Source organism: Metabacillus malikii, assembly GCF_030813355.1.
Classification (GTDB): Bacteria; Bacillota; Bacilli; order Bacillales; family Bacillaceae; genus Metabacillus; species Metabacillus malikii.
Window position 1 is genome coordinate 19186 of the sequence record NZ_JAUSUD010000036.1, and the last position, 11162, is coordinate 30347.

General features: G+C 35.5%; 14 protein-coding genes and 1 other annotated feature. Of the genes, 12 read left to right on the plus strand and 2 right to left on the minus strand.

Features of this window, described 5'->3' with window-relative positions; all coding sequences use genetic code 11:
• Positions 1-195 precede the first annotated feature (195 nt).
• The 7 genes from J2S19_RS21960 (at position 196) to J2S19_RS21990 (ending at position 5351) form a co-directional block, all read left to right on the plus strand.
• Positions 196-540, plus strand: coding sequence for a PadR family transcriptional regulator (locus J2S19_RS21960; RefSeq protein ID WP_307346515.1), 345 nt, complete (start codon positions 196-198; stop codon positions 538-540).
• Positions 537-884, plus strand: a complete 348-nt coding sequence (locus tag J2S19_RS21965; protein ID WP_307346518.1) for a DUF1048 domain-containing protein — start codon at positions 537-539, stop codon at positions 882-884. The genes J2S19_RS21960 and J2S19_RS21965 overlap by 4 nt, the downstream gene beginning before the upstream one ends.
• Positions 885-1020: 136 nt before the next feature.
• Positions 1021-1839, plus strand: a complete 819-nt coding sequence (locus J2S19_RS21970) for a CPBP family intramembrane glutamic endopeptidase (RefSeq protein ID WP_307346551.1) — start codon at positions 1021-1023, stop codon at positions 1837-1839.
• A 283-nt stretch (positions 1840-2122) separates the two neighbouring features.
• Positions 2123-2632 carry a MarR family transcriptional regulator gene (locus J2S19_RS21975; protein WP_307346555.1) on the plus strand — a complete coding sequence of 170 codons (510 nt, stop codon included), beginning with the start codon at positions 2123-2125 and terminating at the stop codon, positions 2630-2632.
• Positions 2633-2643: 11 nt separating this feature from the next.
• Positions 2644-2864: a binding site (T-box leader), on the plus strand.
• Between the two features lie 65 nt (positions 2865-2929).
• Positions 2930-4174 carry a tyrosine--tRNA ligase gene (gene tyrS / locus J2S19_RS21980; protein WP_307346521.1) on the plus strand — a complete coding sequence of 415 codons (1245 nt, stop codon included), beginning with the start codon at positions 2930-2932 and terminating at the stop codon, positions 4172-4174.
• Positions 4175-4667: 493 nt separating this feature from the next.
• Entirely contained in the window at positions 4668-4829 is a 162-nt protein-coding gene (locus J2S19_RS21985) for a DUF3934 domain-containing protein (protein WP_307346522.1), read from the plus strand.
• Between the two features lie 123 nt (positions 4830-4952).
• On the plus strand, positions 4953-5351 hold the full coding sequence (locus J2S19_RS21990; protein ID WP_307346524.1) for a VOC family protein: 399 nt from the start codon (positions 4953-4955) through the stop codon (positions 5349-5351).
• A gap of 101 nt (positions 5352-5452) precedes the next feature.
• On the opposite strand, the gene J2S19_RS21995 is transcribed toward J2S19_RS21990, so the two are convergent.
• A complete protein-coding gene (locus tag J2S19_RS21995) occupies positions 5453-6106 on the minus strand; it encodes an NAD(P)H-dependent oxidoreductase (protein ID WP_307346527.1) in 654 nt (217 codons plus the stop codon).
• Positions 6107-6448: 342 nt separating this feature from the next.
• Between J2S19_RS21995 and J2S19_RS22000 the strand changes: the two genes are divergently transcribed.
• Positions 6449-6934, plus strand: coding sequence for a peptide ABC transporter substrate-binding protein (locus J2S19_RS22000; RefSeq protein ID WP_307346530.1), 486 nt, complete (start codon positions 6449-6451; stop codon positions 6932-6934).
• A 105-nt stretch (positions 6935-7039) separates the two neighbouring features.
• On the plus strand, positions 7040-7276 hold the full coding sequence (locus J2S19_RS22005) for a hypothetical protein (RefSeq protein ID WP_307346533.1): 237 nt from the start codon (positions 7040-7042) through the stop codon (positions 7274-7276).
• A 115-nt stretch (positions 7277-7391) separates the two neighbouring features.
• On the opposite strand, the gene J2S19_RS22010 is transcribed toward J2S19_RS22005, so the two are convergent.
• A complete protein-coding gene (locus tag J2S19_RS22010) occupies positions 7392-8315 on the minus strand; it encodes a glycoside hydrolase family 43 protein (RefSeq protein WP_307346535.1) in 924 nt (307 codons plus the stop codon).
• Between the two features lie 214 nt (positions 8316-8529).
• On the opposite strand from J2S19_RS22010, the gene J2S19_RS22015 reads away from it, so the two are divergent.
• The 3 genes from J2S19_RS22015 (at position 8530) to J2S19_RS22025 (ending at position 11048) form a co-directional block, all read left to right on the plus strand.
• Positions 8530-9195: a DUF3885 domain-containing protein gene (locus tag J2S19_RS22015; protein ID WP_307346537.1), complete on the plus strand. Its 666-nt coding sequence runs from the start codon at positions 8530-8532 to the stop codon at positions 9193-9195.
• An 82-nt stretch (positions 9196-9277) separates the two neighbouring features.
• Entirely contained in the window at positions 9278-10207 is a 930-nt protein-coding gene (locus J2S19_RS22020; RefSeq protein ID WP_307346540.1) for a DUF6242 domain-containing protein, read from the plus strand.
• Entirely contained in the window at positions 10194-11048 is an 855-nt protein-coding gene (locus tag J2S19_RS22025; RefSeq protein WP_307346542.1) for a hypothetical protein, read from the plus strand. Before J2S19_RS22020 ends, J2S19_RS22025 begins: the two co-directional genes overlap by 14 nt.
• The last annotated feature ends 114 nt before the right edge of the window (positions 11049-11162 follow it).

The window sequence follows — 11162 nt, forward strand, 5'->3', positions numbered from 1 at the left end:
CTTAGCGATACTTCATAAAGAGGTATCGCATTTTCTTTTTTGTATGAAAGAAGAATAGAAGGAAGGGAAAACATACATAATTCGAAAAAAGGGCGCTTTTGTGGATAAAATTATTTGACGTTTACTGCTAATTAGTAATACTATATACTGGTAGTTAGTAATACTGAATACCTAAACTTTAAATGGAGGTAACAAATGGAGAACATCACAGAAATGCTGAAAGGGGTGCTTGAGGGGTGTGTGCTAGAAATCATCAGCCGTGGTGAAACTTATGGCTATGAAATCACGCAGCAACTTAGAAATCTTGGGTTCACGGATGTCGTTGAAGGAACTGTTTATACGATTACGATGCGACTAGAGAAAAACAATCTCGTGAATATCGAGAAAAAGCCATCTACTATGGGGCCACCGAGAAAATTTTACACACTCAACAGTGCAGGTCAAGAGAAACTCATGTCTTTTTGGGAAAAATGGGAATTTATCGCAAGCAAAATGAATGAACTAAAGATGAATGAAAACAAAAAGGAGAATGTAAAATGAGTATATTTGAAAAAGTTATCGGAAGTTTTGATGATAAGCGAGAGTGGAAACAGATGGAAGCACGAGCGAAGGCACTTCCAAGTGAATACAACAATGCATACAAAGCAATCCAAAAATATTTGTGGAATACTGGAGCTGGTCCCACAGACTGGAAGGACAACAGCCGTATCTTTGGCGGCATTCTAGATTTATTTGAGGAAGGTGCAGCTGAAGGTAAGGAAGTCACTTCACTTACAGGTGAGGACGTGGCTACTTTCTGCGACGAATTAGTGAAAGATGAGAAAACTTGGAAAGATAAATACCGTAAGAAGTTGAACGATTCTATTTCTCGTGACAAACGATAACATTCTAACATTGGGCAGTTTATTGTTTGTACGTTTCTTATTTATCAGCATGTAACGACTGACATAAAAGCAAATATGAGATGACTGGGATATCATTTAAAATCGCTAATGTTGGAGGAGGGGCATATTGGTTAAAGTGAGTCCGTTTATTCTAAGGTCAATATGGTTGAGAATTTTAGTTGTATTAGCTTTAAGTATTGTAATCTGGTGGTTTATCGCATACCTTAATGGTCTGCTTATCGGTGAAGAGTATAGTCGAGCAAGTCATTTTATAATTGCTGTCATGACGACGATATTAACCATGTTCCTCTTACAAACAACATTAAAAATCGATAAAATTCAATGGAAACATCTCGGACATAGAACGTTTAAAAAGAATATCTCTTCGTTCTCTTTAGGCTTTTCTCTCTGGCTAATACCCGCAGCTATGGGGACAATTATTTGCTTAGTACTCGGGTGGAGTGAAATAATTCTGAATACAACTATCAATAACTTGTTGTTCAGTATCTTAATCTTATTTATCACAGTATTTTTGATTGAAGCATTACCTGAAGAATTTATTTTTAGAGGATATATATACCGCTACTTAAATGGAGTCTTCCCTCATTGGGTAACAATCCTATTACAGTCACTAATGTTTTCGCTTTTTGCCTTTTCTATTGGCGCCATGTATTCTGTAGAACAGCTTCAATTTACTCCCGGTTTTGCCATCATCTTAGGTGTGTTTAGATCGATATCAGGAACAATGTGGATATCAATTGGATTTCATGTTGGCATGATGACAGCAACCCAAATTCTAGGACCGGTCCATGGCCATTTCGAAGTGAATGGAATGATGACACTCCAATTTTTTGCTTTCATACTACTACCAAGTATTGTTGGAGCAACTGTATTGTCATTCATTTATCACAACCACAATTGGGGGAAAATAGAACCTCTGGAGCTGCATAAATAAGATGAATCATCGTGGGAAGTATTCTTACCTAAAGCATCAATCCTATCATAATTTTTCCATATAAAGAGCCGATAGGTCATAAAAAAACCAATCGGCTATACTTTTTCTTAAAGATTCAATGCCTTTGCTTTCCTAGCCTGACGAGCATGTAATGAATTCATTGCAAATCTCGCAATCGGCTCCAAAAAAACAATTTAAATATATTTAATCTTGCATTCCAAAAACCAATCTGCTAAAATCGTTTCATAGCTAACGATTATGAAAATTCACCGAGGTGGTTAACATTCATATCTTTAATGAAGATGGGGAGCTCCTTCCTGAAGAAATCGACACAATTAATCACTTAACAAAAACGTCCCATTCACTAAATCTAGATGCAATCGCCATTGTCACAAATATTTACCGAATTGCCCAAGGCTTACGAAATAAAATGGAACGAGAAGTTTTATCTGAATACGGCTTATCATGGACAGCCTTTTCAATTATTTATGACCTATGGATTTGGGAGTCAGTCGAGACAAAAAAACTAGCAGAATCAGCAGGTGTCTCCAAAGCAACGATTAGCAATATAACGAAAACATTAGAGCAAAAAGACTTATGCTTTCGTAAAACAGACCCTCGAGACCGAAGAATGACATATGTTGTATTAACTGAAAAGGGGAGAAAAGTGATAGAAGAACTTTACCCACACTTCCACGAAGGCGAGGTAAACGTTGTATCAGGACTATCAAATGATGAACAAAAGCTTATTTCAAGCTTACTAAGAAAAGTCATAAGAGATAACCAGTTCTAATGACAACTGAATAAAATGCGATGATAGGAAATCGAGTAGTCGTTATCTCCCTGGGTTCAGAGAGTCGATGGTTGGTGCAAATCGATACAAAGATAACACGAATTACATTCCTTGAGCTTTCTTTGCCAAAAAGTAATGGCAACGAACGGATAAACCGTTATTCATTGAGTGGAAGGCTATTGACCTTCAACAAGGGTGGTACCGCGTGTAACGAAAAGACCACGTCCCTTTTTTGGAGGGATGTGGTCTTTTTTATATCCATTTATCCGAAATAAATCAACTTTAGGAGGAAGTTAAATGAATCAATTAATTGAACAACTAACAAAGGAACAACAATCGGAAGTGAAACGACAAATGGCGATTTACAGCCAAGGAGTACAAGAAATTATTCCCACAGAAGAGCTAGAACAAAAACTTGCAACGTCAATACTAGAAAACAGACCGTTAAAAATAAAACTAGGCTTAGACCCATCAGCACCTGATGTCCACCTTGGACACACGGTAGTCCTTAATAAAATGAGACAATTTCAAGAAAATGGTCACCTCATCCAATTAATCATAGGTGATTTTACAGGTAAAATTGGTGACCCAACTGGAAAATCAGTCGCAAGAAAGCAATTAACAGACGAAGAAGTAAAATTTAATGCAAAAACGTACTTCGAACAGTTTGCTAAAGTCATTGACATGGAAAAGGTAGAATTACACTACAATTCAAAATGGCTATCAAAGCTAAACTTCGAGGACGTCATCCAATTGGCCGGGAAAATAACTGTCGCGAGGCTATTAGAACGTGATGACTTTGAGGAACGAATCGCCTTTAAAAAACCAATTTCTTTACATGAATTCTTTTACCCATTAATGCAAGGCTATGATTCCGTCATGTTAGAATGTGATATCGAACTAGGTGGAACCGACCAGCATTTTAACATTTTAATGGGCAGACATTTTCAAGAAAAGTTTAACAAAGAAAAACAAGTCGCTTTGTTGATGCCGTTACTAGAAGGCCTTGACGGAGTCGAAAAAATGTCAAAGTCAAAGAAAAACTACATCGGAATTGATGAAAGCCCACAAGAAATGTACGGAAAAGCGATGTCCATACCAGACCAATTAATGATAAAATACTTTGAATTAGTCACAAACTTTACACCAGACCAACTGAAAACACTCAAACAACAAATTGAAATAGGTGAATTGCACCCAAGAGATGCAAAAATGCTGTTAGGAAAGACAATTGTCACGATGTACCATGGAGAAGAAGCTGCTGAAGCGGCACAACAACACTTCATTACCGTTTTCCAACAACGTAACTTACCAACGGACATTCCCGAAATAACATGGAATGGTGATACAGAAATATTAGTAACAGATTTACTAGTCGAGCTGCAGTTATTAACCTCAAAAAGTGAAGCACGTAGAATGATTAATAACAGGGGCATCAAACTAAATGAAATCAAGGTTGAAGATCCAGCATTAGTCGTTTCAGTGACTGATGGTTTAATCGTACAAGTTGGAAAACGGAAAATAGTTAAAATATTATTGTAATAGATGAAAATGCTAAACAATAGCTTGGTTAATCTTACCAAGCTATTGTTTTTAATATTTAGGCATCTGGTTATATATGGATAATCACAGCAAGCCACCATTTTATATAAGTTAGAGTTTGCGAGTAAAACTAATAAGTTCAATTTTAAACCTGAAACAGTAAAAAAGAATATAAATTTATGTACCAATAATCTTCAGGTTAGCAAATTTAAAGAGTGTGTTATGAAAGCTATTGCTGTATCATGAGGAAATAGAGGAAAAGGGTTTAGAATGCGTATGCTTTTATATTATTTGGTTTCTTGAAAAAATGTTTAGGTTAGTCATAAAAGTGTAAAACGATTTATGTGAAATAAGTATTAACCCAAAGCAACTATGTTTAAGACGATATACAAATGTTTTAGAAGGATACAAGTGGATGAAAATATTTGGTTAATAACCAATAAAAAGAATAAAACTAACAAATAGGTAATTGAGAATATAATGGGGTGAATTTATGAGTAAAGCTAAAGGAAAAGGCGGGACAGGGAGAGGCACAGACAAGAAAGGCTGGAATCGTTGGCAAGCTAGTGCAAACAAGAAAAGAAGTGCAAAACCTTATATTAGCAAAGGTAAAAAGACAACAATTGATGAAAATAACTCTACTAGCAATAGGTAAATATCACATTTATGAAAATGAATAATTGTTCTTCATATTCTAGTACCTGTGCCTGTGCACTAAAAATCAATAAGAAAAATTATCTGTTATAAAAACACCCGAATATTTAGGAGGTCGATAAAAATGGGCAAGATTACACCATTTTTAATGTTCCAAGATGGAAATGCAGAAGAAGCGATGAACTTTTATACATCATTATTTGAGGACTCTGAAATTACAAGTATTGTAAGATATGGGGCTAATGAAGCTGGACCAGAAGGAACTGTACTACAAGCTACTTTTACTTTAAAGGGGCAAGAATACATGTGTATTGACAGTTACGTCAAGCACAAATTCGATTTTACACCTTCTTTCTCAAGCTTTGTTACTTGTGATAGTGAACAAGAACTTAACAATCTTTATCACACACTAGTTGAAGGTGGACAAGAACTAATGCCTTTGGACAATTATGGTTTCAGTAAAAAGTTTGGTTGGGTAAATGACCGCTTTGGAGTTTCATGGCAACTAAATCTTCCTTTGTAATGTTTTTGACATTCTAAATAATCTGTAGGAAACTCTATGTAAAAGAGTAGAATATAAAAAAGGTTGCTTTCCAGTAAAAGCAACCTTTTAATATGTATGTATTAACTCTTCACCAAATCGTTAGCAAAACGCTCTGCTGCACTAACCGCATTTTCAATAGCATCATGTTTAATTTTTTCAGCTAATTCTGGCTGATACGCGTGTCCCTCGGCAACAATCGTTTCCAATTCAACACCAATCAAATCTAGTGCTGTTCGTAATAAGCTGTCTCCATGTTCAGCATCCTTCATAGGTCCAACAGTATAAATACCACCACGTGCTTGAAGGTGAACGGCTCTTTTTCCAGTCATTAGGCCAACAGACCCATTTTCTGTATATTTAAACGTTTTTCTCGCGATAAGAAACGTATCGATGTATGCTTTAAATCTAGCAGGTATCGTATAATTCCAAAGTGGTGAAACAAAGACGTACTTATCAGCATCAATAAATTGATCAGTTAATTCATTAATTCTTGCAATTTTTGTTTGCTGTTCACTGCGAAGCTCTCCAAAGCTACCACCAGCACCTAGATGTGCCCAGCCCTCTAATATATCGGCATCAATTTCAGGAATATACTCTTTATAAAGATTTAATTCGACAATCTCATCCTCTGGAGAAACTTTCTTGTACGAATCAATAAAGGCTCTTCCCATCGATAAAGAATACGACCTTTCTTCATCTAATGGATGCGCTACAACGTATAATACTTTTGCCATTACAAACAACCCCCATTTTCTATATCTATTTAAATTAGGACTAAAGAATTATATCAAACAACCATAAATAATTCAATCTATTCAGTAAATTTAAACTAATTATCTTTGGTGCAAGAATAACTTTTTTGTGTAGAGCTATCTAGTTTCTACCTAACTCTTCAAGAACTACTATCCGTACGTATTTTAGAGCTCCAAATTGAAATTATAAATACAAGATATTCAGTAGACCCTTTCACATTGCAAATTCCACAATATGTAAAAGTAGTGATAAAACATAATAAAACCATAATTTTGAAACCAAACCTATAGGAATCCGTCTATATAGTAAAGGAGGTAAAAAATTTGAAATTCAAATACATAAGTTTACTATTGATATTTCCTCTTTTTCTAATGTCTTGCAGTATAGAAGTTAAGCCAAAGGAACATATGCGTGATATATACATTGTTGCATTGGAGACGATAATGGAACAGGATGAGTCATTAAATAAAGACGTAAAATTCATTGCAATTGATATGGGGAATTTTGAAAAAATAAATCAACATGATAAAGAGTACATCTTAACGTCATTAAAGGAAACTTACAATGTAGATGTTTTCGAAGCTACATTCGAACAGTTAAAAGAAAAGGGATTATATGACGAGGATACGATGAGTCTCGATGGAGTTCTACTCACAATAGATAACATTCAATATACGTTTAACAATCAAGTTCAACTTGAGGGCTCAAAATACCGTTCTAGTTTAGGTGCAGTTGGAATTGAGGTTAAAGTACATTACAATGATGATAAATGGCAAACGAAAGATATGAAAGATTTGTGGATTAGTTAACGAATGCTATTTAAAGAGTATCTTCGCGTGAATGCTACTTTAAAAATTCAACTAAAGATACGTCAAAACTAAATCTAACAATATAGTAAAGGTGAGGTGAATAAATTGACTATATTTATTGGGCTATTACTTATTTTCTGGGGGATCTTTGTCCTTTATTCATCAACTTTCAGACTAAAAAAAGGGGATTATCATGACACAGGCCCAATCGGGGTAAGCGGATATATTGAGTTTGAATTTTTATTTAAATTTTTAAATAGATTTCCAGCTAATGTAATGAAGGGATTCACATTTTTTATTGGGATTGCCCTGGTTACTTTCGGAACAATCATCATCGTTTGAATAAGGACTATCAATTCATTGTAAATTTCAAGTGTTCAATCATCTTTTACTTAATAAAACAGGTAAAAAACAAAGTCTGTGACATTTGTGGAAGACTTTGTTTTTACTTGTTTATTCACCTATAAGCCTTCACTAAAGCATCATACTCATCCAACGTAATCGTCATCACACCACCATGCTTAGACTTAACAAGTATATCCAAATCTACTTCACCCTTTGTGAATTGAGCTGATTTTAAATGACTCGTATAGTAGGGAACATATTTTTTATCAGTAGCATAATGGTCGAGTAATAGACACCACCGTTCTTCACCTTTTAGTTTAAAGCATGCAGGGCCTTCAACACCGATAATCTCTTTTAGGTTCGTTTCCAATGGTGTGAACCCTTCAAGTAGGTGTTCAGAAACTTCAACAGTAATACTTTTCACAGTCTCGTCCTTAGAAAAGCGATAATAGATTCCATCTTCTTCATATATCGTTGTGTCGATAATATGATTCTCACGCTCAATATAAATTTTTGGCTCCGTAAAATCTATAAAATCGTTTGTTTTAGAATAATAGATTTTATGTTTTTCAGTACCGAAGTTTTCACGTGAAGCCCAAAACACAAGGAAATCATCAGCTTCTTTATCATATATGGCCTCTGGCGCCCAAACACAGCCAGCAGTTTCTGGTCCAACCTTTACTAATCGTTGCTCAGACCAGTTCACCAAGTCTTCAGACTCCCAAACGACAATATGCTGACTGCCCGTTTTCTGTACCTCATCCCAATCCTCACGAAAATACATTGATAAATCAGTGCCTATTAAATAAAATTTCTTTTCTTTAGGAGAACGAATGATAAAAGGGTCCCGAACACCTAAGTCTCCTAATGTTGATTTCAAAATTGGCTTGTGATTATTAAGAGTTTTCCAGTGTAATCCATCGGTACTAACGGAAAAATAGACTTGTTCTGAATCTGCACTCGCGATATCTTCATGGATAAAATGGACAAATAAATATGCATCATAATGGTCTTCTGTATATCTTTTAAAAGTCACTTTGTTCGCTCCTTTCAATTGAAGTTTACCTAAATGTTCTCATTAACAATAAAGATTATCAATATATAAATCAGACTACCATACTGAAAAATCAGATGAATGATAAGAAAATAATCTATTGTAATGAAAAGTTCTTGGTTAAATATGGTACGATAGAGCATGGAAAGCTAAAACGATGCTTAAACAAGAACAATAAGAGAGAGAGAATTTGTAAATGGACATAGAGAACTACCTAAAGCTAAAATTTCCGAGGCTAGAACTAGTCCCAAGCATTTATTATCAATGGGAAATCGGCATTCACTTTTCACTCGGTGGAGATATATACCAACTAACAGAAACTGGAGAACTCAACCTTGAAAGGTTTAAGCTTGTTTATAAGCAAATCACAACATTATTCGATGAATTGTTTCAAAATGATGATGAACTATTGCTTGTGACGAATTTATATAAGGACAAAACCGTAGCAGCAAGGAAACTAAAGGTGTACCAATCGTTTCTAAAGTGTAAAAAAGATTTATATCGTATTAAAGTTAAAACATATCCTTATCCATTCGAGTCAGATGACGCGGAACAACTCGAAATGCAACAATTTTCAGTGCCATGTAAACGGGAGGACTTAATCATAAGCGGACTCCTTAAAGCAGCAAGCCATGAAGATTTCCCATTAACACCGAAGTTTGGCAAAACCTTAAATAGTTATCCAGATGTATTCATTGTCAACATGACGAAGGACATTATTTTCTTTATCTATGATGACAGAGGCTGTGAAATTATCGCCAATCAACGAGACTTGCTAAGTCCACTTTATGAGAAGTATTATGATTGGGTAGAAGAGGTTGATAGGAAAAGAATAGAGAAGGGGTTGGGGGTAAAAGGGTAAAAGGTTTTTTCTTCGGCTCTTGATGTTATCTCCTGTGAACCTTTAAGAGAAGATAAAAATAATTATCAAAAGGAGCAGGTTCGTGCAAAAGCTACTCATTCTCGTTTCATTAATGATGATTTTCAGTTTATTCATTATAAACTACTATTATGAAAATCATCAAAATTTGAAAAAACCAAGGCTACAACACTCGATAAATGAACAATCATATACAAACAAACCAAACAAAAGTCAAACACTAAACCGAGCAACTAGTGACAAGATAAGTTACTCCTTACAAAATAACAAGCTGCACATAACCTATGACGGTGGTGGAGAGTGGAAAAAAGTACCGATTGAAAAAGAGCGATTATTTGCAGGTGAATATAATGGCAACAAAGAACAGTTAATCACCGGCAGTTATCTCTTATCAGAAAATCGAGTTGGATTTTTATACTCAATAGAAAAGGGAAATTCAACAGAAGTCGTCTTCACATCATCAGTTGACAAAGGAAAGACATGGGAAGACAGCATGATCACAGATACATTTCCATTCCTTCGCTTTCGAAAAATTGAATTTTTAAATGACCAATTTGGTTATGCGATTCTTTCCGGTGATCGCACAATGTCACAAGAATACTCAAATGCCTATACAACACACGATGGCGGAGCAACTTGGAATCAGGCAACGAATACCGGAGTCACTAGATTATTAGCAGATGGTGGATTTATTAATGAAAAAACAGGTTTTATGTCATATGGAACAATTAATCCAGTAGAACCCGATTTATATGTCACCGAAGATGGAGGCAACACTTGGACGAAGTCGATTGTCAATATTCCGGAAAAATATGACCAAATCTTCGTGCAGGCAGAAATACCATTCAAAGATGAGAGCCAACTATCCGTTCTCATCAATCAAGGTCCTAATGGCGATTATCTAGGTGGAAAAGTAAAAGGCAAATTCACATCAGTCGACAATGGCAAAACATGGAGTTTTTCTACGGAGGTACAACCAAATGAAACCGAATAAACCGAAATCGCTAAAGATGATTGGTTGGGGACTATTTTTTCTAGCAGTAGCTTTGTTTTGCTTACAACTAGGATATTTATTCGTTCAAAAAAAGTATCAGCTAGAATATATTGATGACCGGTTATTTTACATCATAAATATCCTCTTCATCATTAGTTTATCACTTGCAAACCTGCTCATTTTAGCAATGATAAAAAGAAAGCGATTAATCATTGCAGGTATCGCACTCATTCTTATGTCTGTACAGGTGGGACAATTAATCTCGAATACCAAAGAAGTCCAGCAAATCATAAGCATCTCACCTGATTTTAAACAAATACTCTCGATTAAAAGACATATAGATGAAGGAGAGGCTACTTACTACAGAACACATTACGGTATCCTCGCTCGCCCAAAAGAGCAATTACCCGGAGAAATAGTCGAAAACCCAAAAATAAAATGGTTAGCCGACGACATTGCAACTATTACCTATAAATCAAAAGCAAATACCACCCAACAATTCATCGCCACATACGGAGATCGGGGAGACGGAGTGAGCTATTATAACGTTGGTCCAGAGACACAAGGGGAATGGCAAGGAGAAAATATTACATTGGTCAGCAACCCAGAAGGAATTACGATTACAGACACCCATACAACAGAACAATTCACATGGGAAAACACCAAACAATACGGTACCCTCGCGATCGTATTACTAAAAGACAACGAAGCAGCCTGGACACTCGCACTAAACAAAAACTTCAAAGCCAACTCAAACACACCAACAACCATCAAAGGAAATATAACCTTATACAAAGCAACACTAAAAGCAAATGAACCCATCACACTGCAACAAAGGTAAAGGAAGCAGGGGGACGGTTCGAGACCACTGAAAAACACCACCTAAATAATGGGAAATGAACAAAAATATAAAATAAAAACAGAAAAACCCCCGTAATTTGGTATAATATAGTCG